The sequence below is a fragment of the Lysobacter sp. cf310 genome, assembly GCF_900114355.1.
Classification (GTDB): Bacteria; Pseudomonadota; Gammaproteobacteria; order Xanthomonadales; family Xanthomonadaceae; genus Lysobacter.
Window position 1 is genome coordinate 206,758 of record NZ_FOSS01000001.1, and the last position, 26,215, is coordinate 232,972.

Sequence of the window (26,215 nt, forward strand, 5' to 3'; positions counted from 1 at the left end):
ACCCCCAGGCCGCAGCGATCGCGATCAACCCAACAGAGTCAGGAACTCTTCCGCGCCCACCGGGTGGCCCAGCCAATAGCCCTGGGCGAGGTCGCAGCCGCGCTCGCGCAGCACCGCGTACTGGCCTTCCTTCTCCACGCCCTCGGCGACCACGGTGATGCCCAGCGAATGCGCCATGGCGATGATCGCCGTGGTCAGGGCCAGGTCGTCCGGGTCGCGCAGCACGTCGGCGATGAAGCTGCGGTCGATCTTGACCCCGTCCACCGGCACCCGGCGCAGGTGGCTGAGGCCGGAGAAACCGGTGCCGAAATCGTCCAGCCACACCTTCACGCCGGTCGAGCGCAGGCGCGCGAGCATGCTGCTGGCGTGGATCTCGTCGCCGATCACCGCGGTTTCGGTGAGTTCCAGGTGCAGGCGCTGCGCGGCCAGGCCGGTCTCGTGCAGGCAGGCCGCGACCACGTTGGGCAGATCGCCGGTGCGCAGCTGGCGCGGCGACACGTTGACCGACACGAACAGCGGTTCCGCGCCCGGGCGCGCGTGCTGCCAGCGCACCGCGTCCTGGCAGGCCGCGCGCAAGACCTGCGGGCCCAGGGTTTCGATCAGGCCGCTCTGCTCGGCGACGTCGATGAACACCGACGGCGCGACCAGGCCCTGCTCGGGATGGCGCCAGCGCAGCAGCGCTTCGGCGCCGACCATGGCGCCGTCGCCGAGGCGGTACACCGGCTGATAGACCAGGCTGAGTTCGCCGCGGTCCCAGGCGCCGCGCAGCTCGTGTTCCAGGTGCACGCGGCGTTCCACCGCCTGGTCCATGGCGCGGCTGTAGAAGCGGTAGCAGTTCTTGCCCGCGACCTTGGCCTGGTACATGGCGATGTCGCCGTTCTTCATCAGCGAGGTCGCGCCGGAGGCGTCCTCGGGGAACAGGGTCACGCCGATCGAGGTGCCCAGGAAGACCTGGCGGTCGTGGACCACGATGGGCTGGCCGAGCTCGGCCACCAGCACGTCGGCCAGATGGCTGGCGCGCGCGCGCACCCCGCCCTCGTGGCCGTCGCCGTCCTGGACCAGGATCACGAACTCGTCGCCGCCGAAGCGCGCCAGCAGCGCGTCCTCGCCGCCCAGGCGGGTCACGGTTTCCTGGATGCGGTTGGCGAACTGCAGCAGCACGTCGTCGCCGGCGTCGTGGCCGAGGGTGTCGTTGACGCGCTTGAAGTCGTCGATGTCGGCGAACAGCAGGCCGAGCTGACGGCCGGCGCCGCGCAGTTGCAGCAGGCGCTGGTCCAGGGTCTCGCGGAACGCCAGGCGATTGGCCAGGCCGGTCAGCGCGTCGGTATAGGCCATGCGCCGGATGTCGCGGTCGTGGCGCGCCAGGCTCTGGCTCATGCGCCCGAACGCGCGCATCAGGTCGCCGACTTCGTCGTGGCGGTTGCTGGCCGGGGTGCTGGTGTCGAAATGGCCGGCCTCGATTTCCATCGAGGCGTCGGCGAGCTGGCGGATCGGCTGGACCAGGAAACGCTGGATCAGATAGACCATCAGCGCGCCCAGCGCGAGCAGGCCGGCCGCGAGCAGGCCGATCCAGATCATGTGCTGCTGGGCCAGCGCGTCCAGGCGCCCGCGCAGGTTGCCCAGGGCCTGGTCCTGGAACTGGTGCACGGTCTTGAGGTCGTAGCCCACGCGCACGCCGCCCAGGCGTTCGTTGCCGATCATGATCGGCGCCGACACGTCCATCACCACGTCGCTGGACTGGGTGTGCAGCTTGCGCGCGGCGATCACCTCGAACGCCATCGGGTCGTCCATGCGCTTGCCGTAGCTCGGGATCTCCTCGCTGCCGTCGTGGACGATGTTGCCGTCGGTGTCGTAAACCAGGACGTAACTGATGCCGGGATTGCGCAGGGTCGCGCGACTGAGCACGCCGACCGCGTCCAGATCGAAGTAGTACAGCGGATTGGCCAGCGACTCGGCCAACTGCGACACCATGCCCTCGCTATGCCGCTTGAGGTTGTCGGCGATCATGCCGCTCATCGCCTCGCGGCTGACCCCGACCACTTCGCGCTGCATGCGCTCCTGGCGGTTGAGCAGCAGCACGATCAGCGCCAGCACGACCAGCATGGCCACGGCCATCATGGCCAGGAACTTGGCCTGCAAGCCGAAGCGCAGCTTCATTCGACCTCCGACCGGACTTGCGCCACACCGTTGCCGATGCGTTGCAGGGCTTTGGTCGATGCCGGGTCGATCGGCATGAAGCGCGTGGTCTTGAAGAAGCGCAGCAGGGCCTCGCCGGCGTCGGGATCGCCAGCCGCGTCCAGCAACACCTCGCGCAGGCGCGCCTCGACGCGCGGATCGATGTCGCCGCGCACCACCTCGACCGCGCGCGGGTAATCGCCGGTGCGGCCGATCTCGACCATGTCGCGGCGGAACGCGGGCGGCATCCGGCGCGGGTTGTCCCAGTCCAGGTTGCTCATCACGCCGACGTCGACCAGGCGCTTGTGCACCCAGGTCGAGATGTTGAGCTCCGAGCGCGCGAACAGATAGCCGACCTCGCCGTGCTCGATGCGGTCGGTCGGCGACAGCAGGATCTCCAGGCTCAGGCCGCGGTCCAGCAGCTCGGCCACGGGCACGAAATAGGCGCTGGTCGAGGATGGGCGCTGGAAGGCGACGCTGTGGCCGCGCAGATCGTCCAGCGAGCGCAGGCCGCTGTCGCGGCGGGCGAAGAACACGCTGTGGTAGTGGCTGGTGCCGTCGCGCTCGGTCAGCAGCAGCGGGCGAGCGTCGGCGCGCTGCTTGAGCAGCATCGCGGTGCCGGCGGTCTCGGTGACCCAGTCGACCCGGCCGCGGCGCAAATAGCTGGCCATCTGCTGGGAGTCCTTGGCCATCAGGATCCGGCCCTCGCGGATGCCGACGTCGGCCATGCGCGGGACCACATAGTCCAGCAGCGGCTTGAGCTGTTCGTAGTGGGCCTTGGGGTCGTCGCTGATCCGGCCCAGCACCAGCACGCCGCGGGCGTCGCTGTCGGCCGATTGCGCGGGAACCGGCACCGACAGTCCCGCGACCGCCAACGCGAGCCCGAGCAGGACAGCGATGCAACGCGCGCTAGCGATCAAGAAAGTGACTCATCGGGACTGCCCGCCGCAGCGTAATCGAAACCGGCCCTGGCCGATACCACCGGGACCCGGCCAGGCCGCCCCGCTGTCAACGGCGCTGCCCGGCCAGCATGGCCATGCGCTCGGCGTCGGCGAGGATGCCGCGCAGCAAGCGCACTTCGCGCTCGTCCAGATCGGCGCGCAGAAACAGCCGGCGCAGCTTGCGCAGCGCCGATTCGGGCGCGCGGCCCTTGTGGAAGTCGATCGCGTCCAGGGTCTCGCCAAGCTGGCTGAAGAAGCCCTCCAGTTGCGCGTGCGAGGCCGGCGGATCGGAGCGGGCGGGCACGGGCGCCGCCGGCGCGGCCGCGAGCGCGGCCATACGCAGCTCGTAGGCCAGCACCTGCACCGCCGCGGCCAGGTTCAGCGAGCTGTAGCCCGGATTGGCCGGGATGTGCACGGCGGCGTGGCACAGCTGCAGCTCCTCGTTTTCCAGGCCGGTGCGCTCGCGCCCGAACACCAGCGCGACCTCGGCGTCGGCGCCGGCCTCGCTCAGCATGCGGCCGGCGGCCTCTCGCGGGTCGTACTGCTCCAGCTGGACCCGGCGGCTGCGCGCGGTGCAGCCCAGCACCAGCCGGCAGTCGGTCAGTGCCTCGGCCAGGGTCGGGTACACGACCGCGGCCGCGAGCACGTCGTCGGCGCCCGCGGCCAGGGCCGCGGACTCGTGGTTGGGGGCCTTTTCGGGCGCGACCAGGACCAGCCGGGACAGGCCCATGGTCTTCATCGCGCGGGCCGCGGAGCCTATGTTGCCGGGGTGCTGGGTGCCCACCAGCACGATGCGCAGCCGCGCCAGCAAAGGCGTTTGGTCTGGATTGGGATCGTTCGCCATGCGCAATGGTAAACTCCCCGCCCCGGCCATAGCGCCGGTTCGTTCTTTCAGCCCGCCAGCCCGTCCCCCACCTCCGTTCCCGAGGCCGTTCGCCATGCAGAAACCCGCCGTCACCCTCATGGTCAAGGCCGCCCGCGCCGCCGGCAACGTGTTGCTCCGCCACATGTACCGCCTGGACGCGCTGAACGTGGTCGAGAAGGACCGGATGGACTACGCCAGCGAAGTCGACGGCCTGGCCGAGGCCGAGATCATCAAGGAATTCCGCCGTTCCACGCCCGACTACGCCATCCTCGGCGAAGAGAACGGCTCGATCGGCAGCGGCCGCTACACCTGGGTCATCGATCCCCTGGACGGCACCAGCAACTACCTGCGCGGCATCCCGCACTACTGCGTCTCGATCGCCCTGGTCGAGGGCGGCGAGCCGATCCACGGCGTGATCTTCGATCCGCTGCGCAACGAGCTGTTCACCGCCAGCCGCGGCAGCGGCGTCCAGCTCAACGAGAAGCGCGTGCGCGTGGCCGAGCGCAAGGACTTGAACGGCGCCATGATCGTCACCGGCTTCCCGCCGCGCGAACGCCCGCGCGCCAGCGCCCACCTCAAGTGCGTGGACTCGCTGCTGACCGAGGCCGAGGACATCCGCCGCACCGGTTCGGCCGCGCTGGACCTGGCCTATGTGGCCTGCGGCCGCGCCGACGCCTACTTCGAAGCCGGGGTGAAGCCCTGGGACATCGCCGCCGGCGCCCTGATGGTGCGCGAGGCCGGCGGCAAGGTCTGCGACTTCCGCGGCCGCGGCACCGGCCCCATGGACGCGCGCGGCACCATCGGCCGCCAGCTGGTCGCCGGCAACCTCAAGGTCTGCGACGCCCTGCAGAACCGCATCGTCAACACCGGTTACGCGGCCGCGTTCGACTGAGCCCGGCGCCGCAAGGCTGCGAACGCAAAGGCCGCGCGATTGCGCGGCCTTTTTCGTTGCCGCAAGGATCGCCGCGGTCGCGAAGCCCGGCCAGCGCGCCGGTTTCGATGCTGTCGCAGCTCCGGGTCGCGGCTCACGCCGCTCCTACCCCAAAGCCGGCGTAGGCCTCCTGTAGGAGCGGCGCAAGCCTCCTGTGGGAGCGGCGTAAGCCGCGATCGCGAAGCCCGGCCTGCGCGCCGGTTTCGATGCTGTCGCAGCTCCGGGTCGCGGCTCACGCCGCTCCTACCCCAAAGCCGGCGTAGGCCTCCTGTAGGAGCGGCGCAAGCCTCCTGTGGGAGCGGCGTAAGCCGCGATCGCGAAGCCCGGCCAGCGCGCCGGTTCCGATGCTGTCGCAGCGCCGGGTCGCGGCTCACGCCGCTCCTACCCCAAAGCCGACGCAAGCCTCCTGTGGGAGCGGCGTAAGCCGCGATCGATTGCCGGCGTAGCCGCATTGACCTATGCGACCCGCAGGCCTGCCCCGCATGGCGATGCAAGTCGCGCGGCCGCGCGTGCTCTCGCTATCGCGGCTCACGCCGCTCCAACAGAAAGCCACGGAGCGCGCGTTGCGCGGTCACACCCCCTGTGCGACGCCCCGCCCCACCGCCTCGACGCAAACGAAAAGGCCGCGCATCTGCGCGGCCTTTTCGTTGCCTGGGGCCGAAGCCCCGGGGCGGGACTCAGGGACGGCGCGCCAGCGCCGCCTCGTCCTTGGCCTTGGGCATCAGGTCCTGCTTGGTGACCTTGAGCCAGCCCATGGTCAGCAACGGGCAGGCCACGAAGATCGACGACAGGGTGCCGATCACGATGCCCAGCATCTGCGAGATCGCCATGCCTTCCAGCGAACCGCCGCCGTACAGGTACAGCGCGAACACGGTCAGGAAGGCCACGAACGAGGTGATCACCGTACGCGACAGGGTCTGGTTGATCGACTTGTTGAGGATGGTTTCCGGATCGGCGCGCATGGTGCGGAAGTTCTCGCGCACGCGGTCGAACACCACGATGGTGTCGTTGATCGAATAACCCATCACCGACAGGATGCCGGCCAGCACGGTCAGGTCGAACTCGTTGCCGAACAGCGCGAACCAGCCCGCCACCACCACCACGTCGTGCAGGGTGGTCAGCACCGCGGCGACCGCGAACTTCTTCTCGAAGCGGAACGAGATGTAGATCAGGAAGCCGACCACCACGAACAGCAGCGCCCAGATGCCGTTGGCGGCCAGGTCGCGGCCGACCTGCGGGCCGACGTAGCCGCCGCCCTTGATCTTGCCGGGGTTGTCGGGCGTGGATGCGACCGACTGGACTTCGTTGATGGTGTTGTTGGAGTCCTTGGCGCTGCCGGTCTTGGGCTGCAGACGGATCAACAGCTCGTTGCCGGTGCCGAAGGTCTGCACCTGGGCGCCGGTGTAGCCGGCGTTTTCCAGGCGCGTGCGGATGCCGTCCACGTCGACCGGCTTGGCGAAGCTCAGCTCGACGCTGGTGCCGCCGGTGAAGTCCAGGGCGAAGTTGAAGCTCTTGACCGCGATCGCGCCGATCGCGACCAGCATGATCAGGCCAGCAACCGCCATCGACACCCAGCGCAGGCGCAGGAAGTCGATGTTGCTGCCGTAAGGGAACACGTTGAAGGGTTTCATGTCGCGTGCTCCGTCAGATCGCGATCGTTTTCAGCTTGCGACGACCGCCGTAGATCAGCGTCGCGATACCGCGCGACACAGACACCGCCGTGTAGGCGGAGGTGGCGATGCCGAGCATCAGGGTGATACCGAAACCGCGCAGCGGACCGGTGCCGAACACCGCCATCGCCAGACCGGCGAGGAAGGCGGTGACGTTGGCGTCGATGATGGTGCCCGAGGCGTGTTCGTAGCCGCTGGCGATCGCCGCCTGCGGCGGCAGGCCGGCGCGCAACTCCTCTCTTATTCGTTCGTTGATCAGCACGTTGGCGTCGACCGACATACCCACCGTCAAGGCGATGCCAGCCAGGCCGGGCAAGGTCATGGTGGCGCCGAACAGCGACATCAGCGCGACCACCATCAGCAGGTTGATCAGCAGCGCCAGACAGGTGATGACGCCGAACATGCGGTAGTAGATCAGGAAGAAAATCAGTGCGAAGGCGAACGAGAAGCTCACCGCCTTCAGGCCGCGCGCGACGTTCTCGGCGCCCAGGCTGGGGCCGACGATGCGCTCCTCGATGAAGTCCATCGGAGCGGCCAGCGAGCCGGCGCGCAGCAGCAGCGCCAGGTCGGAGGCTTCCTGCTGGCTCTCCAGGCCGTTGGTGTTGAATTCCTTGCTGAAGACGCCCTGGATGGTGGCGACGTTGATCACTTCCTCGCTGATCCGGGTCGAGCGCACTTCCTTGCCGTCGACAGTGCGCACCTCGGGGATGCGCTCGATGTAGACCACCGCCATCGGCTTGCCGACGTGCTCGGTGGTGTAGTCGAACATGCGCTGGCCGCCGACGCCGTTGAGGCGGATCTGCACCGCGGGGGTGCCGCTTTGCGAGTCGAACGCGGCGGTGGCGCCGACCAGCTGGTCGCCGGAGGCGATCACGCGCTTGTTGAGCAGGATCGGAATCGGCTTGCCGTCGGGGCCGGTTTCGCGGCGGAAATAGATGCGCGCTTCCGGCGGCACGCTGCCGCTGCGCAGGGCTTCCTGGGCGTCGCCCTCGACCACGCCGCGATACTCCAGCGTGGCGGTGGCGCCGAGGATGCGCTTGGCCTGGGCGGTGTCCTGGATGCCGGGCAGCTGGACCACGATGCGGTCGTTGCCCTGGCGCTGGATGATCGGCTCGGCCACGCCCAGCGAGTTGATGCGGTTGCGCAGGGTGCCGACGTTCTGCTCGACCGCTTCCGCCTGCATGCGCGCCAGCTCGGCCTCGGGCACCTGGATCTCGACGGTGTTGCCGACCACGTTCTGGACCAGCAGCGGCTGGCCCTTGGCGACGATCTGGCGCGCCTTGTCGGCGTCGGCCGGATTGGCGACGGTGGCGACGATGCTGTTGTTGGCGCGGCGCTCGACCGACTCGTAACGCACGTTGGCGTCGCGCAGGCTGACCCGCACGTCCTCGGCGGTCGCGTCCAGGCGCTTGTCCAACGCGGCCTTCTGGTCGACCTGCATCAGGAAGTGCACGCCGCCCTGCAAGTCCAGACCCAACTGCATGGGCTTGGCCTTGATCTTCTCCAGCCAGCCCGGAACGGTCGAGGCCAGGTTCAGCGCGACCACGTAATCGCTGCCGAGCGGATCGCGCAGCAGGTTGGCGACCTTGTTCTGGCTGTCGTTGTTGCTCAGCCGCACCAGCAGGGTGCCTTCCTTCTCGATCGCCACCGACTTGGCCGGCACGCTGGCCTTGCTCAGGACGTCGGCGACGCGCTTGCGCAGCGCCTCGTCCACCGCGGCGCCGCGGGCAGAGGAGATCTGCACCGAGGGGTCCTGCGGGAATACGTTAGGCAACGCATACAGCGCGCTGAGCAGCAACACTACGAGGATGGCCAGATATTTCCAGCGCGAGTAAGTCAGCATCGATTGCCCCTGCGGCGGCCACCCCGGCCGCCGTGCTTCATGTGTCGTGGCGTCGGCTTAGGCCGACTTCAAGGTGCCCTTGGGCAGTACGTTGCCGATCGCGCCCTTCTGCACGCGAATGCGCACGTTGTCGGCGACTTCGACGGTGATGAAGCTCTCGCCGATGTCGGACACGACGCCGGCGATGCCGCCGTTGGTCAGCACTTCGTCGCCCTTGGAGAGCTTTTCCAGCATCGCGCGGTGTTCCTTGGCGCGCTTCATCTGCGGGCGGATCATCAGGAAGTACATGATCGCGATCAGGATGACGGGCATCAGCAGGCCGCCGAGGCCGCCGCCGAACAGTCCGCCGCCGGCGGGCGCACCGGCCGCAGCCTGGGCGTAAGCGGGGGCGATCAGAAGGTCGAGCAGGTTCATCTACGAAAGTCCTGAAACGAAAATAGCCGGGGATTATGCCATGGCCGGCTGGCGGCCATGGCCGGGCCCGAAATGAGCCCTGGCGCACGCTTTGACGGGCCGCGAGGCGAACGGGACGGGCCCGTGCGTCCTGGCGATCGCCGCCGCCGGACGGTCCTGGTGGCCCGGTAGCGGGGCTTCAGGATCGCTGGCGGGCCGGCCCTCACCTCCGCCCAGACCGGCCCGACCGCAATGCGATCGGGTGAATGGGAAGCGGAGTTCGCCGTCCTTGTGGGCGGCCCTCACCCCTGCCCTCTCCCGCGAGCGGGAGAGGGGGAAAGAGGGTTCGCTTGCCTTGGGCGGCCCTCACCCCTGCCTTCGCCCACAAGCGGGAGAAGGGGAAAGAGGGTTCGCTTGCCTGGGCGACCCTCACCCCTGCCCTCTCCCGCAAGCGGGAGAGGGGGAAAGAGGGTTCGCCCGCCTTGCGGGCGAACGGCGTCCTATAAGCGTGCGGCGTAGAAGGACTCGCGGAAGGCGGCAAAGGTTCCCTGCTCGATCGCCGCGCGCATCTGCGCCATCAGGCGCTGGTAGTAGCGCAGGTTGTGCAGGGTGCCCAGCATCGGGCCCAGCATCTCGTTGCAGCGGTCCAGGTGGCGCAGGTAGGCGCGGCTGAAACCGTTGGCGCAGGCGTAGCAGTCGCAGCCTTCCTCGATCGGGCGCAGGTCGCGCTCGTACTTGGCGTTGCGCACGCGCACGGTGCCGGCGGCGGTGAAGTAGTGCCCGTTGCGGGCGTTGCGGGTCGGCATCACGCAATCGAACATGTCGACCCCGCGCGCCACCGACTCGACCAGGTCTTCCGGCCGGCCCACGCCCATCAGATAGCGCGGGCGGTCCTCGGGCAGCTGCGGGCAGGTGTGTTCGAGCATGGCGTTGCGCTCGGCCTCGGGCTCGCCCACGGCCAGGCCGCCAACCGCGTAGCCGTCGAAGCCCAGGTCCTTGAGGCCCGCCGCCGAACGCGTGCGCAGCGCGTGGTGCACGCCGCCCTGGACGATGCCGAACAGGGCCGCGTCGTTGCCCTCGTGGGCCTTCTTGGAACGCTCGGCCCAGCGCAGGCTCAGCTCCATCGACTTGCGCGCGACCTCCTCGGTGGCCGGATACGGCGTGCACTCGTCGAAGATCATCACGATGTCGGAATCGAGCACGCGCTGGATGTGCATGCTTTCCTCGGGCCCCAGGAACACCTTGCTGCCGTCCACCGGCGAGGCGAAGGTCACGCCCTGCTCGGTGATCTTGCGGCGATGCGCGAGCGAGAACACCTGGAAGCCGCCGGAATCGGTCAGGATCGGGCCGTTCCAGCGCGCGAAACCGTGCAGACCGCCGTGATCGCCGATCACGTCCAGGCCCGGACGCAGATACAGATGGAAGGTGTTGCCGAGGATGATTTCCGCGCCGAGCGCGCGCACGTGCTCGGGCATGATGCCCTTGACCGAGCCGTAGGTACCCACCGGCATGAAGGCCGGGGTTTCCACCGTGCCGCGCGGAAACGTCAGGCGGCCGCGTCGCGCGGCGCCGTCGTTGCCCAGCAGTTCGAACGACATGCGGCTGCTCGCGGGCGCGCTCATGCGGCGGCCTCCGGCTGCAGCAGCATGGCGTCGCCGTAGGAGAAGAAGCGGTAGCGCTCGCGGATCGCGTGCGCATAGGCGGCGAACACGCGCTCGCGGCCGGCGAAGGCGGAAACCAGCATCAGCAGGGTGCTCTCCGGCAGGTGGAAATTGGTGATCAGGGCGTCGACCGAACGGATCTGGTAGCCGGGCAGGATGAACAGGCGGGTCTCGCCGGCGAACGGGCGTAGCTCGCCGTCGGCGCCGCCGCCGTGGCGTATGGCCGACTCCAGCGCGCGCACCACCGTGGTGCCCACCGCGACCACACGGCCGCCGGCCGCGCGCGTGCGCCGGATCTGTTCGATCAGGCCGGCGCCGACGTTGAGCCACTCGCTGTGCATCACGTGCTGCTCGAGACTGTCCACGCGCACCGGCTGGAAGGTGCCCGCGCCCACGTGCAGGGTCACGTGACCGAACTCGACGCCGCGCGCGCGCAGGCGCGCCAGCAGTCCCTCGTCGAAATGCAGGCCGGCGGTGGGCGCGGCGACCGCGCCGACTTCGCGCGCGAACACGGTCTGGTAGCGCTCGTCGTCGTCGCTGCCGGGCTCGCGCTGGATGTAGGGCGGCAGCGGCAGACGGCCGGCGTGCAGCAGCCAGTTCTCGAGCGAATCGCCGTGCGGCTGGCCGTCGAGATGGAACTGCAGGCGATAGAACTCGCCCTCGCGGTCCAGCACCTCGGCTTCGCCGCCGGCGTCCAGGGCGATGCGCGCGCCGGCCTTGGGCGACTTGCTCACGCCCAGCTGGGCGCGCGCCTGGGCACCGCCGAGCAGACGTTCGATCAGGATCTCGACGCGGCCGCCGCTGCTCTTGTGGCCGTACAGGCGCGCCGGGATCACGCGGGTGTCGTTGAACACCAGCAGGTCGCCGGGCGCCAGCAGCTCGGGCAGGTCGCGGAAGCTGCGGTCGGCCAGCTCCGCCGGTGCCGGCGGCACCAGCAGCAGGCGGCTGGCGGAGCGTTCGGGCAACGGGGCCTGGGCGATCAGTTCCGGCGGCAACTCGTAATGGAAATCGGATTTTTTCAACGGACGGGTCTTGGTCGGCGGCGAAGAGCCGCTATGCGGTCGGGAGCGATGAGACCGGACATCGGTCGAGGGCGCTGGGCCCCGGCAGCCAACGGCGCCGGAAGCCCGGCATTATCGGCCGCCAGAGGCCCCGGGGGCAAAAGCGGGCGCAGAGGCCGGTTCAGAAGCCTGACGATGGACCCCGGGCAGCCAGCGTTCGGGGCGCCCATAAGGCGTGGCGCATCCCTGCCCCGCTCCAGCTCCAGCTCCCGCAGCCGCAGCCGCAGCCGCAGTTGCCGTTGCCGTTGCCGTTGCCGTTGCCGCGGCATTGAAGTCCAAAAGCCCCGCACTCACACAGCCAACCGTAGACCCGAAGGGCGGCGCGCAGGACGCGCGCCGTTTTTCGAATGGACAGGGACGTCCATTCGAAAAATCCCGGCGCCAGCCCCGAACCCACGGGGGAGGTTTGGTCAAGCTAGCCCTTCTCTTTGGTTACTTTCTCTTGGGCTAGCAAGAGAAAGTGACCCGCATGCGCAGCAGGCGGAAGCCGTTGACCTTCGGTCAGAAGAAGCGACAACAAAGCAAAAGCAAATCCTCCCCAACCCTCCTTTGACAAAGGAGGGAGCTAGAAGCAAAGGAGGGAGCTAGTAGCAAAAACAAGTGACCCGCGCGCGCAGCAGGCGGAGGACCTTGGTCCAAAGCCGAAGTCCGATGCCAGCGGATCTCAACAAAACCCCAGCCAGCGCCGTAGCCGGTGTTCGCCATCGCGGCTTACGCCGCTTCCCACAGAAGGCGGGGCCAATCCGGAACGGGCAACGTGGCCGGGATTCGCGGCCGCAGCCCGCCCCGCTCCTACAAGCAGCCTGCGCATCGATCGACGACGCGTCCCAGCCGCACCACCGCCGAGAGAGGAACCCGCCGCGCTACAGCCAACCGTTCTGGCGGGCCTGGCGATAGGCCTCGATGCGGTTGCCGGCACCGAGCTTGCCGATCGCCTCGGACAGATAGTTGCGCACCGTGCCCTGGCTCAAGTGCAGACGCTGGCCGATCTCGGCGGTGGACACGCCCTCGCCCGCCAGACGCAGGACCTGGCGCTCGCGCTCGGTCAGCGGATCTTCCTCGCCCCAGGCCGCGACCGCGAGCTGCGGATCGATCGCGCGGCCGCCGCGGTGGACCTGGCGCAGCGCCTCGGCCAGCTGTTCGGCGGGCGCGTCCTTGAGCAGATAGCCGCGCACGCCGGCGTCGAGGGCGCGGCGCAGATAGCCGCTGCGGCCGAAGGTGGTGACGATCACCACCCGCGTCTCCAGCCCGGATTCGCGCAGGCGCTGGGCCAGCTCGATGCCGGTCATGTGCGGCATTTCGATGTCGGTGACCAACAGGTCGGGCTGCAGCCGCTGCACCGCGGCCCAGGCCGCCTCGCCGTCGCCGACCGCGGCCACCACCTCCAGATCGGGCTCCAGGTTCAGCAGTGCCGCCAGGGCGCCGCGCACCATCGCCTGATCCTCGGCCAGCACCAATCGGATCATGCCGTTCCCCGTTCGTTGAAGGTGCGCGCCAACGCCAACGCCGGCGTCTCGTCGCCGCGCCGCGCCGCGGACAGCGCCTCGCGCGGCAGGATCAGACGCAGACGGGTGCCGCCGCCGGCCGGGCTGTCGACTTCGACGCTGCCGCCGACCTCGCGCAAGCGCTCGCGCATGCCGGTCAGGCCGTGGCCTTCGCTGCCCGCGCCGCCGCGGCCGTCGTCGGCGATCAGCAGGCACAGGCCGCCGCGCGCCTCGTCTATCAGCTCGACCTCGACCCGGGTCGCGCCGGCATGGCGCAGCACGTTGGTCACCGATTCGCGCAGCGCCAGGGTCAGTGCGGTTTCGACCCTGCCGGGAATCTCGACCGGCGCCAGCCGGTGATCCAGGCTGATCTCGGCGCCGAGCAAGGCCAGGCGCGCGGCCGCGAGTTCGGCCTGCAGGCCGGTCGCGCGGATGCCGGCGACCGCCTCGCGGACCTGGGCCAGGGCTTCGCGCGCGACCCGCTCGACCTCGCCGATCTGGGCGCGTGCGCCCTGCGGATCGCGTTCGAACAGGCGCGCGGCGAGCTGGGTCTTGAGCACCACCAGCGACAGCGTATGGCCCAGCACATCGTGCAGGTCGCGGCCGATGCGCTCGCGCTCGGCCAGGCCGGCCAGGCGCCGCACCTCGTCCTGGGTCAGGCGCAGCTCGGCGTTGCGCAGTTCGCGGTTGCGGATGCTGACCACGCCCACGAACACCATCGCCGCCACTATCACGTTGATCACGTAGCTCGATAGCGGCATCGCCTCGGGCGGCATGAAGCGGTAGAAGCACACAGCCTCGATCGCCATCACCGCCACGCACAGCGGCAGCGCGCGCCGCGGCGGCAGCGTGTCCGCGGCCATGCCGACGGAGAAGATCACGTAGGCCGCGCCCGCGCCCATCGGCATGGTCACGAAACCCAGCGCCGCCACCGCCAAGGTCAGGGCCACGCGCCTGCGCCGCGAGGCCGCGTAGTGATGGGCGAAGTACAGCAGCACGAACACCAGCGCGGCGGCGACGAAAACGAGCACCGCGCGCAGCGGTATCACCGGCCAGTAGAACAGCGGCAGGAACGCGAAGATCAGGTACAGCAACGACACCCAGCGCCAGACCGGCGGGTGTTCGTGGGCTTGGATCAGGGCTTTGATGCGCATGCGGGTGTTTCCTTCGCTGCCGCGACTGTAAGTAATCCGGAGGCAGAAAGTTCAGGTGGCGCGCACCGGAACGCAAAAAACCGATCGCGCGCAGCGGGCCGAGGGAGGGGCCCGCTGCGCGCGACCGGTGCCGCGACTCAGCGCAGTTCGACCGCCTCGACCGCGAAGGCGAACGGGCCCGGCGCGCTCGCCGCCAGCGAGACGCCGCGCAAACGGGTCAGGTCGACATTGGGCAGGCTCGCCAACGGCACGCTGACCTCGCGCCAGTCGCTGCCGGTTTCGACCCGCTGCACGCCCGGACGGCCGTTCATGTCGGCACCGGAAAACACCAGCAGGGTCAGCGGCCGGCCATCGCCGCGCACCCGCAACACCAGCTCGCGCACGCCGCTGGTGTCGGTGGCGGCCATCGGTTCCACGCCCGGAAACAGGATGATGCCGGCCCAGGGGCTGGGCGCGCCGGCGACGACTTCGCCGGCGACCTCGATCGCCGGCCCGCCGTCGCGGCCCTGCCCGACCGCGAGCTTGGACTTCGAATGGCCGCCGATCAGCTGGTCGGTGGTCGCGGCCCAGTTCGGCGCCGGCTGCCCTTCGCGCAACAATTCGACCGCGCCCACGCCGACGCGCGGCGCGGCCTTGCCGGCCACGCGCGCCACGGCGTAGCCGTTCTTCCACACCGTGCGGATCGCGCGCGTGGCGGTGATGTCGGCGCTGGGGTCGCCCTCGACCAGGACCAGATCGGCGCGCAGGCCCGGCGCGATGCGGCCGCGGTCGCTGAGGCCGAAGCGCTGCGCCGGCGCCGAGGTTGCCGCGCGCAAGGCCTCCACCGGGCTCAGGCCGGCCTGCACCAGCAGCGCCAGTTCGGCGTGCTGGCTGGCGCCGTGGGTGGTGCCGGGGTTGCCGGCGTCGGTGCCGGCCAGCAGGGTCACGCCGGCCGCGTGCAGGCGGCGCACGTTCTCCAGCGCGTTGGGCAGATGCTGATCGAGCTCCTTGGGCAGTGGGAAGGTCTGGCCCAGCGCATCCTTCTGCGCCGGCCGCAGCATCGGCGCGATGCGCGGATCGGCGGCCAGCTTGGCGCCCTCGCCGGCGCGCGACAGGGTCGCCATCACGCTCAAGGTCGGGGTCACGAAGATGTCGCGGCGCTTGATCTCGGCGACCAGCGCCTCATCGGCGACGCGGTCGCTGTAGATGTGGATCAGGCTGTCGGCGCCGGCATCGACCACCTTGCGCGCGTCGCCGACCTGGGCCACGTGCACGATCGCCAGCTTCTTACGGCGATGCGCTGCGTCGATCGCAGCCCGCATGGACGCATCCGACAGCGTCGGGGTGCGCGGGCGGCCGACGTAGGCGGCGCCGTCGTCGACCACCAGCTTGAGGTAGTCCGAGCCCTCGCCGAGGCGATCGCGCACGAAGCCTTCGGCCTGGGCCGGGTCGTCCAGGGTCGGAATCGCCAGGCCGAACTGGGTGCCATGGCCGCCCTTGGCCGTGACCAGGGTGCCGGCCGACCACAGGTCGGCGCGGTCGGTACGGGCGCGGCCCTCGCGCTCCTTGCGCGCCTCGGCGATCAGGCGGTGGTCGGTGAACATGTCCAGCTCGGTGGTGACGCCGAAGCGCAGGGCGTCGCGGCGAGCCTCGCCGTAGCTGTGGGTATGCGCGTCGATCAAGCCCGGCAGCAGGGTGCCGCCGGTGCCCTCGATCACCGGCACGCCGGCCGGGATCGCGAGCTTGGGGCCGACCGCCGCGATCAGGCCGTCGCGCACCAGCACGGTGGTGGCCGGCAGCATGCGCTCGCCGTCGAACACGCGCACGTCGCGGATGGCGACATCGTCGCCGTCGTCGCCACCCGGCTCGGCCGCGACCGCCGCGCCGCTCAGGACGACCAGCATCAGCACGCTCAGCCAGGTGGGTTGGGGAATCTTCATCGTGGAGCTCCATGGGCGCCGGCGCGGCCGGCTTCGGGGTGGCGCCACTGTCGGGATCCGCGCCCCGGCCCGGCAGTGGGCGCCGTCACCGGCCCCGGATGACAGCTGTCACCCGCCCCGCCCGGATGGGGGTTATCGCCGTGCTCCGGACGTGATAAACTCGCACAAGCTATTGAATTGAAACGAAAAACAACCGCTGGCCGCGCTTTTCAGGGGCGCCCGCGGCGATCTTCGTTTCTGACATGCGCGTTTCGACTTGCATGAAGGGCGGCGCTTGGCGACCCGAACCACCCGGGGCGCTGCAACTGCGAGCGTCCGGCCACGGAGGCCGGGCCTGTTCTTCATCCCACGATGCTTCGGCCGGACTGCCGACGACCATTGGAGATCTTGTGATGACCCTGCTCAGCCCTCTCGCGCCGCTGCGTGCCCATGCCGGCGCGCGCCGCACCCTCGGCCTGGACGACGCCACCGTGACCCGCTTCGCCGCCAGCCACCCGGAGCTGATCGAGGCCATCGAGGCCGCCGCCGCCGAATACGCGGCCGTGCGCGCCGACATCGCCGACCTGCTCGACCTGGACGAAGACGCGCAGATCCGCGCCGTCCAGGGCGGCTACGTCAATTTCTACACCGACGACGGCGTCAATCCCTACGTCGCCCTGGTCGCGCGCGGCCCCTGGATCGTGACCCTCAAGGGCGCGGTGCTGCACGACTCCGGCGGCTACGGCATGCTCGGTTTCGGCCATACCCCGGGCGCGGTGACCGCCGCCATGGCCAAGCCGCAGGCGATGGCCAACATCATGACCCCGTCGCTGTCGCAGCTGCGCTTCGAGCGCGCCCTGCGCGGCGCGATCGGCGTCGCCCGCGGCGGCTGTCCCTACGCCCGCTTCCTGTGCCTGAATTCGGGTTCGGAATCGGTGTCGCTGGCCGCGCGCATCGCCGACGTCAACACCAAGCTGATGACCGACCCCGGCGCCAAGTACGCCGGCCGCGCGATCAAGCGCGTGGTGGTCAAGGGCAGCTTCCACGGCCGCACCGAGCGTCCGGCGCTGTACTCGGATTCCTCGCGCAAGGCCTACGTGCAGTACCTGGCCAGCTTCCGCAACGAGGACTCGGTGATCACCGTCGAGCCCTACGACATCGAGGCGCTCAACAAGGTCTTCGCCGACGCCGACGCCAACGGCTGGTTCATCGAGGCGATGTTCCTGGAGCCGGTGATGGGCGAAGGCGACCCGGGCCGCGGCGTGCCGCCGGCGTTCTATGCCGCCGCGCGCGAGCTCACCCGCAGCCATGGCTCGCTGTTGCTGATCGACTCGATCCAGGCCGGCCTGCGCGCGCACGGCGTGCTGTCGATCATCGACTACCCGGGCTTCGAGGGCCTGGACGCGCCGGACATGGAGACCTACTCCAAGGCGCTCAACGCCGGCCAGTACCCGCTGTCGGTGCTCGCGGTCGGCGAACGCGCCGCCTCGCTGTACCGCAAGGGCCTGTACGGCAACACCATGACCACCAACCCGCGCGCGCTGGACGTGGCGGTGTCGGTGCTGGCCCAGGTCACCCCGGAACTGCGCGAGAACATCCGCGCGCGCGGCGCCGAGGCGCTGCAGAAGCTGGAGCAGCTCAAGAACGAGCTCGGCGGCCTGATCACCAAGGTCCAGGGCACCGGCCTGCTGTTCTCCTGCGAGCTGGCCCCGCAGTTCAAGTGCTACGGCGCGGGTTCCACCGAGGAATGGCTGCGCGAGCGCGGCATCGGCGTGATCCACGGCGGTGTCAATTCGCTGCGCTTCACCCCCAACTTCACCATCACCAGCGCCGAGATCGATCTGCTGGTGTCGATGGTCGGGCGCGCGCTCAAGGAAGGCCCGCGCGCGCAGCAGCAGGCCGCCGCTTAAAGTGCAGGAGTGAGCGTGGAGGAGTGAGGAGCGAGCGAAAGCCGCTGCCTGCCTCCGCCTTCGCCCGCTTCTCGCTTCTCTCTTCTCACTACTGATGCAAGGAAGTCGCGGAATGATTCGTTTGTCGAACAAGGACACCGGCGCCGACATCGGCGAGATCAGCGAGGAAGAGCTGCAGATCCTGGTCGCCGCGCTGGAGGAAGAGGACAGCAAGGACCAGAACTACTGGATCGACCACGCCACCGTCGACATGATCGAGATCGATCACCTCAACGCCGGCTCGCTGATCACCGTGCTGCGCGCGGCGATCGGCAGCAGCGACGGCGTCGAGATCCAGTACGTGCGCACGGCCTGAGCCGGCGCGCGCGCAGCGGCCGCGGCGGCGAGGCCGCGGCCCTGCGCGAACACCCGCCACGCCCATGGCGCTCGACCTGATCCAGGCCCGGCACGACCGCGACGCTCCCTACTCGCATCGCGGTTTCGCCCTCGACGAATCCCTGCACGCCCAGCTGCTGGCCGCCGCCCAACCGCGCGCCGACTATCCCTTGCTGCACAAGATGCGCGACTACTATGCCGACGCCACCTTCCTGCTGGGCGAGCTGCGCGGCCTGCATGCGGAACTGGCGCGCGTGGCCGCGCGTTGCGCCGACCCGGCGCAGGTGCGCGCGCTGCAAGCCTTCGTCGAAGCCGCGCTGGCCGACGGCGACAACCTTTACGCCTGCGCCGACTAAGCCGCGCGCCGCTGTGCGCTTCCCCCCTTTGAAAAAGGGGGGTTAGGGGGGATTTGCTTTTGCTCTCACCGTCGAAAGCGAAAGCCCCCACGCCGCAGCCCCCTCAATAAAGAGCGCAATCCAGCGACGCTTGCGTCGCGCACGCCAACCATCAATGCTTGCGCCAGGCATCGCGCGCCGGCGCAACACAGACAAGGTCGCCCATGAAGATCGTCGAAGTCCGTCATCCGCTGGTCCAGCACAAGCTCGGCCTGATGCGTCGCGCCGGCAACAGCACCAAGGAGTTCCGCGAGCTCGCCTCCGAGGTCGCGACCCTGCTGACCTACGAGGCCACCGCCGATCTGGAAACCGAGGAAGCGGTGATCCAGGGCTGGGCCGGCCCCGTCACCATCCGCCGCATCAAGGGCGCCAAGGTCACCCTGGTGCCCATCCTGCGCGCCGGCCTGGGCATGCTCACCGGCGTGCTGGAGCTGATCCCCTCGGCCAAGGTCGGCGTGGTCGGCCTGCAGCGCGACGAGCGCACCCTGCAACCGGTCGGCTACTACGAAAAACTCACCGGTCGCATGGACGAGCGCACCGCGCTCATCCTCGACCCGATGCTGGCCACCGGCGGCACCCTGATCGCAACCGTGGACATGCTCAAGGCCGCGGGCTGCCGCCGCATCAAGGGCCTGTTCCTGGTGGCCGCGCCGGAAGGCCTGCGCGCGCTGGAGGCCAAGCACCCCGACGTCGAGGTCTACACCGCCTCGGTCGACGAACGCCTCAACGAAGTCGGCTACATCCTGCCGGGCCTGGGCGACGCGGGCGACAAGATCTTCGGCACCAAGCACGACGGTTGATGCACGCGGCGGTACGCGGCGCGAACGTCCCAGCCTCGGACTGTCGCTACTGCCGTTGAAGCAGAAGCAAATCCCCCTTAGCCCCCCTTTTGCAAAGGGGGAGAAAGCGGGGGCGTTCCGCCCTACTCCGCCGCTGCGTTGGCTTTGGCCTGCACGCGCCGGCGGCGACGCGCGACCAGCGCGATCACGATCACCAGCGCGCCGCCGCCGAACCACGGCCACATGCGGTGCGCGCCCTCGGCTTCGGGCGCGGCCACGGGCGCCGGTACCGGCGCCGCGTTCAAGGCCGCCGCCGCGGTCGTCGCCGACATCCGCCAGCGGCCGTCGACCAGTTCGAGCTTGCCTTCCAGCGGCGGCAGCCGCAGCTCGCGCCAGCTCACGCGCAGATCGCCGATCTGCGGATCCAGCGGATTCTCGGCGCTGCCCAGGCCGTCGCCCTCGGGCTGGAAGGTCGCGGCCAGGTTGGCCGGCAGGCGCGAGAAATTGGGCCGGAACACGCGCCATTCGCCGAGCGCTTGCAGCACGCCGGCTTCGATCGGCCGACCGTCCAGACTGGCCGAATCCGACCACCAGCGCCGATTCTCCAGCGGCAGCGTGGGCGGATTCTGGTGGCCGGGCGCATAGTCCTGCGAATCGATCGGGGCCGCGTTCCAGACCCGCTCGTAACCGTTGGCCGTGGCCCGCCACTGATACATCTCGACCCGGCGGTCCAGCCCGAACTGCCGGCTGATCACGCCGAACTCGCGGTCGCGCAGCGCGCGTGCGGTGCGCGGTTCCTCGACCGGCGCGGTCGCGCTGGCCGCGTCGCCGGACGGCGCGGGCGTTTGCGCCGCGACGGCGGCGACGAACAAGGCGATCGGCAGCGCCAGCGCCGCCCGCGCCGATCTCATGCAGCCAGGGCCCGCGCGTGCAGGGCCGGCACTTCGTGCGCGGTGCCGAACTTGCCCTTGTCGTCGCGCACCACCTGGGCCAGCGCGCAACCCGGGTCGTGGGTGAAGAACAGATGCACGTTGCGCTCGAGCTTGTCGGCCAGGAAGGACTTCTTCTCGTCGATCAGCAACTCGGCATTGCGGTCGTAGCCCATGGTGATGGGCACGTGCACCCAGGGCCGGCCCGGAATCAGGTCGGCGCAGAACACCACGCCGCCGTGCGGGCGCCCGGCCACGGTCTCGGGGCCGACGATCTCGGCCAGCATCAGCCCGGGCGTGTGGCCGTCGCTGTAGTGGAAGCGCACGCTGTGGCCCAGGGTCTTGGAGTACTCGCCCTCGACCAGCTCCAGACGGCCGGTGGCCTCCAGCAGGCCCGGCAATTCGGGAATGAAACTCGCGCGGTCGCGCGCATGCGGCTGACGCGCGCGCTCGTAATGCGCGCGCCCGACCAGATAGCTCGCGTTCGGGAACAGCAGGCGCGGCGCCTGGCCCTCGACCCAGGGCGCGAGCAGGCCGCCGGCATGATCGAAGTGCAGATGCGACAGCACCACCACGTCGATGTCTTCGGGCGCGAAGCCCGCCTGCGCCAGCGATTCCAGCAGGACGTGGCGCTCCTCGACCACGCCGTAGCGCTCGCGCAGCTTGGGCTCGAAGAAGGCGCCGATGCCGGCCTCGAACAACACGGTCTTGCCGGCCAGCGGGCTGGCCAGCAGGGCGCGGCAGGCCAGGTCGATGCGGTTCTGATCGTCCGGCGGCGACCACTTCGCCCACATCGCGCGCGGCGCGTTGCCGAACATGGCGCCGCCGTCGAGTTTCTGGCTATTACCCAATACGGACCAAAGTTTCATCGCGGCCATCCGACGGATCAGCGGGAACGAACGAGTCGCGGGCGCCTGCAAGCGCTCGCCAGCGCGGCGACGGCGTCGCCGCGATACCGGCATAGGGTAACTCCGCGAGCGTTAGCGCCGCGATAGCGCGATGCGGCGAAAGCGCATGGAGGGAGCGCGCAAGTCGCGCCCCCACCGCCGCGCTCAGTCCTGCGGCGTGGCCACGGTGGCGAAATGGAACACGAACTCGCCGGCCTTGCCGCCCTCGGCCAGCACCCGGATCGGCGCCAGGCCGCCATCGGCGCGCAACTTGGCGCTGCCGCGCGCGACCGTGCTGCTGATCAGGCCGGAGGCGCGGCCGGTGATCTTGATCGTCATCTCCTGGCCCGGTACCAGCACCACGCGCGCGATCGAGGGGTCGCTGGTGCGCGGCAGCGCGATCGCGTCGGTACCGGTGTCCACGTAATCGCGCGCGGCCAGCGCGAACAGCTCCTCGCCGCCGCCTTCGATCTCGAACGACCAGGCGGTGCTGCCGTTGGTGCCGTCGTCGATCACCTCGATCTGCTTGAGGGTCAACAGCACCGCGGTCTTGCGCGGCGCCTGCGGCGCGGGCGCGGCGACCGGCAGCGCGGCCGGCTTGGGCGCGGCGGCCGCCTGCGCGCGCGCGTCGTCGCTGAGCCAGTCGCGCACGTTGTTGACCAGGGTGGTCAGGCCGACCAGAAACGCGAGCACCGCGACCGAGATCGCCGGCACGCGTGCATACCAGGGCTTGTCCTGTTGATCCGTCACTGTCCGCCCGCCCCTGTCCGTCGCACCGTTGTGTCGAAGGCGCAATCTACTGCACCGCGCGCGACGGCTCTAGCGCCGCGCGCGTCGCGATCGCGCGGGCCGCTCAGGGCTGCGCGAGCACCGCGGCCTTGCCGACCGGATTGCGCGGGTCGGTGCCGCCGGACAGCGTGCCCGCGGCCTTGTCCCACATCACCGTCTGCAGATTGCCCCAGCTCGCCTCGCCGGCGTTGACCTTGTGGCCCATCGCCTGCAGCGCGCTCACCGTGGCGGCGTCCAGCGCGCCGGCCTCGGCCGAGATCGCATCGGGCATCCACTGGTGGTGATAGCGCGGCAGCGCCGCGACCTGCTGCGGCGCCAGGCCGGCGTCGTAGGCCAGAATCGCGAGCAGGACCTGGGTGATGATGCGGCTGCCGCCGGGGGCGCCGACCGCGATCACCTTGTCCTTGGACTCCAGGAAGCTGGGGGTCATCGAGCTGAGCATGCGCTTGCCCGGCGCGGGCGCGTTGGCCGAGAAACCCATCACGCCGAAGGCGTTGGGCGTGCCCGGGCGCAAGGCGAAGTCGTCCATCTCGTTGTTGAGCAGCACGCCGGTGCCCGGCGCGACCATGCCCGAGCCGTACAGCAGGTTCACGGTCTGGGTCGCGGCGACGCGGTTGCCTTCGGCGTCGATGATGGAGAAGTGGGTGGTTTCGTCGTCTTCCAGCGGCGCCGGCGTGCCCGACAACAGATCGCTGGGCGTGGCCTTCTCCGGGTGGATGGTGGCGCGCAGGCCGGCGGCGTAATCCGGGCTGGTCAGGCGCGCCAGCGGCACCTTCACGAAATCCGGATCGCCCAGATAGAGGGTGCGGTCGCGATAGGCGCGGCGCATGGCCTCGGCGACGATGTGCACGCGGTGGGCGTCGTCGAGCTTGGACAGGTCCCAGCCCGACAGCATCTGCAGGATCTCGGCCAGGGCCACGCCGCCCGACGACGGCGGCGGCGCGGTGACGATGTCCCAGCCGCGATACTTCAGGCGCAGCGGTTCGCGTTCGCGCACCTGGTAGCCGGACAGTTCGTCGGCGCGCCATTGGCCGCCTTCCTGCTTGACCGCGGCCAGCAGCTTCTTGGCGACTTCGCCGCGATAGAAGCCGTCGTAGCCCTTGCCGGCCAGCAGTTCCAGGGTGTGGGCGAGTTCGGGCTGTTTGAGGATTTCGCCGGCCTTGGGCGGGCTGCCGTCGGCCAGGAACACCGCACGCGTTCCGGCATAACGCTCCATCACCTCGCGGCGGCTGGCGTAGCCCTTCTCCAGGCGCGGGTAGATCGGAAAACCTTCGCGCGCGATCCGGATCGCCGGCGCCAGCGAAGTCTTCAGCGGCAGCTTGCCGTAGCGCTCGGCCAGGTGCACCAGCGCCGCCGGCAGGCCGGGGATGCCGGCCGACCAGGGGCCGTTGGTGGCGCGGTCGCGGTCGAGCTCGCCGTTCTTGTCCAGATACGCGGCCGGCGTGGCCGCGGCCGGCGCGGTCTCGCGCGCGTCCACGAACACGTCGCGCCCGCTCTTGGCGTCGTGCAGCAGGAAGAACCCGCCGCCGCCGATGCCGGAGCTGATCGGCTCGACCACCGACAGCGTCGACGACACCGCGATCGCGGCGTCGAAGGCGTTGCCGCCCTGGCCCAGGATCTCCAGGCCGGCGTCGGTGGACAGCTGATGCGCGCTGGCGATGGCCGCGCCCGGCGGATGCGCGCTGCCGGCCTGCGGCGCCTGCGCGGCCTGCACAGGCGCCACGAGCAGCCAGGCGCTCGCCAACACCAGGGACATCAGACCTGCGTGCATCGCGGGCGCCTTGCGCATCGTGTCACTCCTGTTGCAAACGCTGCAGTTTGGCCAGCAGCTGTTCGTGGGTTTCGGGATGGGCCGGATCGTTGTCGATGCATTCGACCGGACAGACGACCACGCACTGGGGTTCGTCGTAGTGCCCGACGCATTCGGTGCAGCGCGCCGGATCGATCACGTAGATGGTCTCGCCTTGCGCGATCGCCTGGTTGGGACAGGCCGGTTCGCAGACGTCGCAGTTGACGCAGAGCTCGTTGATGCGCAGGGACATGAGGACATCATGGGGGCGGAACGCGCGCTTGAGAACCGGCGCGTACGCGAATCGCGAAACCGTCGCCGCGCTCAGGCGCGGCGACGGTGCCGGCACGGCCGCCTGGGCTGACCGTGCCTGTACCGCGGGGCACGGCCGCCGTACGGCGACCGCGCCAGCGGGGATTACTTGACTTCGATGAACGAGTACTCGACGCCGTACGGAGTGACGGCGGCCTTGACGCGCTCGCTGTCGGCGGCGGCGCCGATGAACAGCACCTTCACGCCCTTCATCGGCGGGGTTTCCTTGGTCGGCGCCGGGAACGAAGCGACGATCAGGTCGGCCATCTTGGCCGAGGCCGGCGAGCCATAGGCCAGCAGGTTGCCTTCGACGATGCCGCGGGCGATGTCCAGCTTGGCCTTCTCGACCTGACGGTCGTAATAGCCCTGGAAGTCCGGGCTGCTCTCGGCCGGCAGGTAGTACAGGTAGGGGCTGACGGAGATGCCTTCGGCGTCGACCTTGCGCTTGACCACGTCGGTCAGGTACTTGCTCCACTCGGCGTCGCCGCTGGTGGTGGGCGCGGTCAGCGGGGCTTGCACGGCGGCGGCCGGCGCGGCTTCTTCCTTCTTGCACGCGGCCACGAAGGGCAGCGCGAGGCAGGCGATCAGCATCAGGCGGGAGGTGGTGTTCATCGGGATCCCCGTGTGTTGGAAGTCATCGTTTCTGATTGCGCTGCCATTCGGCCTGCAGCGCTTCGGCTACCGCCGGTGGTACGAACCCGGAGACGTCGCCGCCGAGGCGGGCGATCTCGCGTACCAGCGACGAGGAAATGAATCCGTACTGCTCGGCAGGGGTGAGGAACAAGGTCTCCACCTCCGGGATCAGGTGGCGGTTCATGCTCGCCAGCTGGAATTCGTATTCGAAGTCCGACACCGCGCGCAGGCCGCGCAGCAGCACGCCGCCGCCGACTTCGGCGACGAAATGCGCGAGCAGGCAGTCGAAGCCGCGGACTTCGATATGCGGATGGTGGGCCACCGCCTCGCGCGCCAGTTCCACGCGCAGCTCCAGCGGCAGCGCCGGGCCTTTGCCGGGGCTGGCGGCCACGCCGATGATCATGCGTTCGAACAGCGGGGCGGCGCGGTCGACGAGGTCGATGTGGCCGTTGGTGATCGGATCGAAGGTGCCGGGATAGACGGCGATTCGAGTACGGGCCACGCTCATGGAGTGATCGTTCGCGTCTGCTGGCGGAAGGCGGCGGAGGCGCGCCGGTGCGGGCCCAGGGGCAACGCTACCGTCGCGACGCGTCCGTCGGGACGGAACGAAGTGTAGCAGTCGGGCGCATTCGCAGGGTCCGCTGCGACCGCGGCCGGGCGCCGCACCGTTCCGGGCCGGCCTACCCGGCGGGGCCTAGGCCGGACGGTGCCGGTACAGGGCGTAGCTGACCTCGCGCGTGCCGCCCTCGCGATGGCGCAGCCAGTCCGGCGGCAGCACCGGCGCCGTGCCCTGCGGCGCCTCGACGTACAGCCAGGCGCCTGCGGACAGTTTCGGCAACAGCGCCGGCCAGACCGCGTCCCACAAACCGGCCGCGAACGGCGGGTCGACGAAGGCCAGGTCGTAGCCGCCGTCGGCCTGCCCGCCCAGCCAAGCCAGGGCGTCGGCCTGCACCACCTGCGCCGCGTCGCCGCCGGGCAGGCGCGCGGCGGTCGCGCGCAGTGCCGCGGCCAGGGCCGGGTCGCGTTCGACCAGGGTCGCGGCGGCCGCGCCGCGCGACAGCGCTTCCAGGCCGAGCGCGCCGGTGCCGGCGAACAGGTCGAGCACGCGCGCGCCGGGCAAGGCCGGGATCAGCCAGTTGAACAAGGTCTCGCGCACGCGGTCGGAGGTCGGGCGCAGGCCCGGCGCCTCGGCCACGTCCAGGCGGGTGCCGCGCCAACGGCCGCCGATGATGCGGATCCGGCCAGGGGTGGTGGCGGCGCGCGCGGGCCGGCCTGCGGTGGGCTTGTTCATCGGGGACGTGCGGGGGCCGGTGCTAGCATGTGCGCATTCTCGCGCATTCG

The 26,215-nt window shown here is 70.0% G+C and carries 24 protein-coding genes; 5 read left to right on the forward strand and 19 right to left on the reverse strand.

Features of this window, described 5'->3' with window-relative positions; translation table 11 throughout:
• Positions 1–24 precede the first annotated feature (24 nt).
• The 3 genes from BMZ45_RS00895 to BMZ45_RS00905 all read right to left on the reverse strand — a co-directional run bounded on the left by BMZ45_RS00895 (position 25) and on the right by BMZ45_RS00905 (position 3,960).
• Entirely contained in the window at positions 25–2,157 is a 2,133-nt protein-coding gene (locus BMZ45_RS00895) for a putative bifunctional diguanylate cyclase/phosphodiesterase (RefSeq protein WP_091631415.1), read from the reverse strand.
• Positions 2,154–3,092, reverse strand: coding sequence for a phosphate/phosphite/phosphonate ABC transporter substrate-binding protein (locus BMZ45_RS00900; RefSeq protein ID WP_254776548.1), 939 nt, complete (start codon positions 3,090–3,092; stop codon positions 2,154–2,156). Before BMZ45_RS00900 ends, BMZ45_RS00895 begins: the two co-directional genes overlap by 4 nt.
• 91 nt (positions 3,093–3,183) lie before the next feature.
• Positions 3,184–3,960 (reverse strand): RNA methyltransferase, encoded by a 777-nt coding sequence (locus BMZ45_RS00905; protein WP_091631417.1) that lies wholly within the window; start codon positions 3,958–3,960, stop codon positions 3,184–3,186.
• A gap of 94 nt (positions 3,961–4,054) precedes the next feature.
• On the opposite strand from BMZ45_RS00905, the gene BMZ45_RS00910 reads away from it, so the two are divergent.
• Positions 4,055–4,873: an inositol monophosphatase family protein gene (locus BMZ45_RS00910; protein ID WP_056181868.1), complete on the forward strand. Its 819-nt coding sequence runs from the start codon at positions 4,055–4,057 to the stop codon at positions 4,871–4,873.
• 716 nt (positions 4,874–5,589) lie between these two features.
• On the opposite strand, the gene secF is transcribed toward BMZ45_RS00910, so the two are convergent.
• The 8 genes from secF to BMZ45_RS00950 form a co-directional block, all read right to left on the reverse strand.
• Positions 5,590–6,543 (reverse strand): protein translocase subunit SecF, encoded by a 954-nt coding sequence (gene secF, locus BMZ45_RS00915; RefSeq protein WP_091631418.1) that lies wholly within the window; start codon positions 6,541–6,543, stop codon positions 5,590–5,592.
• 13 nt (positions 6,544–6,556) lie between these two features.
• Complete coding sequence (secD, locus tag BMZ45_RS00920) at positions 6,557–8,425, reverse strand: protein translocase subunit SecD (protein ID WP_091631420.1); 1,869 nt, start codon at positions 8,423–8,425, stop codon at positions 6,557–6,559.
• Positions 8,426–8,482: 57 nt separating this feature from the next.
• Positions 8,483–8,839 carry a preprotein translocase subunit YajC gene (gene yajC, locus BMZ45_RS00925; RefSeq protein WP_091631422.1) on the reverse strand — a complete coding sequence of 119 codons (357 nt, stop codon included), beginning with the start codon at positions 8,837–8,839 and terminating at the stop codon, positions 8,483–8,485.
• 479 nt (positions 8,840–9,318) lie between these two features.
• A complete protein-coding gene (gene tgt, locus BMZ45_RS00930) occupies positions 9,319–10,440 on the reverse strand; it encodes a tRNA guanosine(34) transglycosylase Tgt (RefSeq protein WP_091631423.1) in 1,122 nt (373 codons plus the stop codon).
• Entirely contained in the window at positions 10,437–11,501 is a 1,065-nt protein-coding gene (gene queA / locus BMZ45_RS00935) for a tRNA preQ1(34) S-adenosylmethionine ribosyltransferase-isomerase QueA (RefSeq protein WP_091631425.1), read from the reverse strand. The genes tgt and queA overlap by 4 nt, the downstream gene beginning before the upstream one ends.
• A gap of 902 nt (positions 11,502–12,403) precedes the next feature.
• Complete coding sequence (locus tag BMZ45_RS00940) at positions 12,404–13,006, reverse strand: response regulator transcription factor (protein ID WP_091631426.1); 603 nt, start codon at positions 13,004–13,006, stop codon at positions 12,404–12,406.
• On the reverse strand, positions 13,003–14,178 hold the full coding sequence (locus BMZ45_RS00945) for a sensor histidine kinase (RefSeq protein WP_091631428.1): 1,176 nt from the start codon (positions 14,176–14,178) through the stop codon (positions 13,003–13,005). Before BMZ45_RS00945 ends, BMZ45_RS00940 begins: the two co-directional genes overlap by 4 nt.
• Before the next feature lie 137 nt (positions 14,179–14,315).
• Positions 14,316–16,097 (reverse strand): CIA30 family protein, encoded by a 1,782-nt coding sequence (locus BMZ45_RS00950; RefSeq protein WP_091631430.1) that lies wholly within the window; start codon positions 16,095–16,097, stop codon positions 14,316–14,318.
• Positions 16,098–16,489: 392 nt separating this feature from the next.
• Here BMZ45_RS00950 and BMZ45_RS00955 point away from each other — a divergent pair, with 392 nt between their 5' ends.
• The 4 genes from BMZ45_RS00955 to upp all read left to right on the forward strand — a co-directional run bounded on the left by BMZ45_RS00955 (position 16,490) and on the right by upp (position 19,556).
• Positions 16,490–17,986: an aminotransferase class III-fold pyridoxal phosphate-dependent enzyme gene (locus BMZ45_RS00955; RefSeq protein ID WP_091631432.1), complete on the forward strand. Its 1,497-nt coding sequence runs from the start codon at positions 16,490–16,492 to the stop codon at positions 17,984–17,986.
• A gap of 112 nt (positions 17,987–18,098) precedes the next feature.
• Complete coding sequence (locus BMZ45_RS00960) at positions 18,099–18,341, forward strand: hypothetical protein (RefSeq protein ID WP_057164631.1); 243 nt, start codon at positions 18,099–18,101, stop codon at positions 18,339–18,341.
• 64 nt (positions 18,342–18,405) lie between these two features.
• On the forward strand, positions 18,406–18,717 hold the full coding sequence (locus tag BMZ45_RS00965) for a hypothetical protein (protein WP_091631433.1): 312 nt from the start codon (positions 18,406–18,408) through the stop codon (positions 18,715–18,717).
• Between the two features lie 203 nt (positions 18,718–18,920).
• Entirely contained in the window at positions 18,921–19,556 is a 636-nt protein-coding gene (gene upp, locus BMZ45_RS00970) for a uracil phosphoribosyltransferase (protein ID WP_056181832.1), read from the forward strand.
• A 122-nt stretch (positions 19,557–19,678) separates the two neighbouring features.
• On the opposite strand, the gene BMZ45_RS00975 is transcribed toward upp, so the two are convergent.
• From BMZ45_RS00975 to rsmD, 8 genes are all read right to left on the reverse strand, one after another.
• Entirely contained in the window at positions 19,679–20,446 is a 768-nt protein-coding gene (locus BMZ45_RS00975; protein ID WP_091631435.1) for a TMEM43 family protein, read from the reverse strand.
• A complete protein-coding gene (locus BMZ45_RS00980) occupies positions 20,443–21,333 on the reverse strand; it encodes an MBL fold metallo-hydrolase (RefSeq protein WP_091633922.1) in 891 nt (296 codons plus the stop codon). Before BMZ45_RS00980 ends, BMZ45_RS00975 begins: the two co-directional genes overlap by 4 nt.
• A gap of 183 nt (positions 21,334–21,516) precedes the next feature.
• On the reverse strand, positions 21,517–22,101 hold the full coding sequence (locus BMZ45_RS00985) for a hypothetical protein (RefSeq protein WP_091631437.1): 585 nt from the start codon (positions 22,099–22,101) through the stop codon (positions 21,517–21,519).
• Between the two features lie 103 nt (positions 22,102–22,204).
• On the reverse strand, positions 22,205–23,929 hold the full coding sequence (gene ggt, locus BMZ45_RS00990) for a gamma-glutamyltransferase (protein WP_091631438.1): 1,725 nt from the start codon (positions 23,927–23,929) through the stop codon (positions 22,205–22,207).
• Between the two features lie 4 nt (positions 23,930–23,933).
• Positions 23,934–24,182, reverse strand: coding sequence for a YfhL family 4Fe-4S dicluster ferredoxin (locus BMZ45_RS00995; RefSeq protein WP_056181822.1), 249 nt, complete (start codon positions 24,180–24,182; stop codon positions 23,934–23,936).
• Positions 24,183–24,346: 164 nt separating this feature from the next.
• Entirely contained in the window at positions 24,347–24,853 is a 507-nt protein-coding gene (locus BMZ45_RS01000) for a hypothetical protein (protein WP_091631440.1), read from the reverse strand.
• A 22-nt stretch (positions 24,854–24,875) separates the two neighbouring features.
• Complete coding sequence (coaD, locus tag BMZ45_RS01005; RefSeq protein WP_091631442.1) at positions 24,876–25,382, reverse strand: pantetheine-phosphate adenylyltransferase; 507 nt, start codon at positions 25,380–25,382, stop codon at positions 24,876–24,878.
• Between the two features lie 186 nt (positions 25,383–25,568).
• A complete protein-coding gene (rsmD, locus tag BMZ45_RS01010) occupies positions 25,569–26,165 on the reverse strand; it encodes a 16S rRNA (guanine(966)-N(2))-methyltransferase RsmD (RefSeq protein ID WP_091631444.1) in 597 nt (198 codons plus the stop codon).
• Between the last annotated feature and the right edge of the window lie 50 nt (positions 26,166–26,215).

Excerpts from the sequence above, each read along its gene's own strand:
- BMZ45_RS00895 (WP_091631415.1), bottom strand. The coding sequence starts at position 2,157 with ATGAAGCTGCGCTTCGGCTTGCAGGCCAAGTTCCTGGCCATGATGGCC.
- BMZ45_RS00905 (WP_091631417.1), bottom strand. The coding sequence starts at position 3,960 with ATGGCGAACGATCCCAATCCAGACCAAACGCCTTTGCTGGCGCGGCTG.
- BMZ45_RS00910 (WP_056181868.1), top strand. The coding sequence starts at position 4,055 with ATGCAGAAACCCGCCGTCACCCTCATGGTCAAGGCCGCCCGCGCCGCC.
- secF (WP_091631418.1), bottom strand. The coding sequence starts at position 6,543 with ATGAAACCCTTCAACGTGTTCCCTTACGGCAGCAACATCGACTTCCTG.
- secD (WP_091631420.1), bottom strand. The coding sequence starts at position 8,425 with ATGCTGACTTACTCGCGCTGGAAATATCTGGCCATCCTCGTAGTGTTG.
- yajC (WP_091631422.1), bottom strand. The coding sequence starts at position 8,839 with ATGAACCTGCTCGACCTTCTGATCGCCCCCGCTTACGCCCAGGCTGCG.
- tgt (WP_091631423.1), bottom strand. The coding sequence starts at position 10,440 with ATGAGCGCGCCCGCGAGCAGCCGCATGTCGTTCGAACTGCTGGGCAAC.
- BMZ45_RS00940 (WP_091631426.1), bottom strand. The coding sequence starts at position 13,006 with ATGATCCGATTGGTGCTGGCCGAGGATCAGGCGATGGTGCGCGGCGCC.
- BMZ45_RS00945 (WP_091631428.1), bottom strand. The coding sequence starts at position 14,178 with ATGCGCATCAAAGCCCTGATCCAAGCCCACGAACACCCGCCGGTCTGG.
- BMZ45_RS00950 (WP_091631430.1), bottom strand. The coding sequence starts at position 16,097 with ATGAAGATTCCCCAACCCACCTGGCTGAGCGTGCTGATGCTGGTCGTC.
- BMZ45_RS00955 (WP_091631432.1), top strand. The coding sequence starts at position 16,490 with ATGACCCTGCTCAGCCCTCTCGCGCCGCTGCGTGCCCATGCCGGCGCG.
- BMZ45_RS00960 (WP_057164631.1), top strand. The coding sequence starts at position 18,099 with ATGATTCGTTTGTCGAACAAGGACACCGGCGCCGACATCGGCGAGATC.
- BMZ45_RS00965 (WP_091631433.1), top strand. The coding sequence starts at position 18,406 with ATGGCGCTCGACCTGATCCAGGCCCGGCACGACCGCGACGCTCCCTAC.
- upp (WP_056181832.1), top strand. The coding sequence starts at position 18,921 with ATGAAGATCGTCGAAGTCCGTCATCCGCTGGTCCAGCACAAGCTCGGC.
- BMZ45_RS00975 (WP_091631435.1), bottom strand. The coding sequence starts at position 20,446 with ATGAGATCGGCGCGGGCGGCGCTGGCGCTGCCGATCGCCTTGTTCGTC.
- BMZ45_RS00980 (WP_091633922.1), bottom strand. The coding sequence starts at position 21,333 with ATGAAACTTTGGTCCGTATTGGGTAATAGCCAGAAACTCGACGGCGGC.
- ggt (WP_091631438.1), bottom strand. The coding sequence starts at position 23,929 with ATGCGCAAGGCGCCCGCGATGCACGCAGGTCTGATGTCCCTGGTGTTG.
- BMZ45_RS00995 (WP_056181822.1), bottom strand. The coding sequence starts at position 24,182 with ATGTCCCTGCGCATCAACGAGCTCTGCGTCAACTGCGACGTCTGCGAA.
- BMZ45_RS01000 (WP_091631440.1), bottom strand. The coding sequence starts at position 24,853 with ATGAACACCACCTCCCGCCTGATGCTGATCGCCTGCCTCGCGCTGCCC.
- coaD (WP_091631442.1), bottom strand. The coding sequence starts at position 25,382 with ATGAGCGTGGCCCGTACTCGAATCGCCGTCTATCCCGGCACCTTCGAT.
- rsmD (WP_091631444.1), bottom strand. The coding sequence starts at position 26,165 with ATGAACAAGCCCACCGCAGGCCGGCCCGCGCGCGCCGCCACCACCCCT.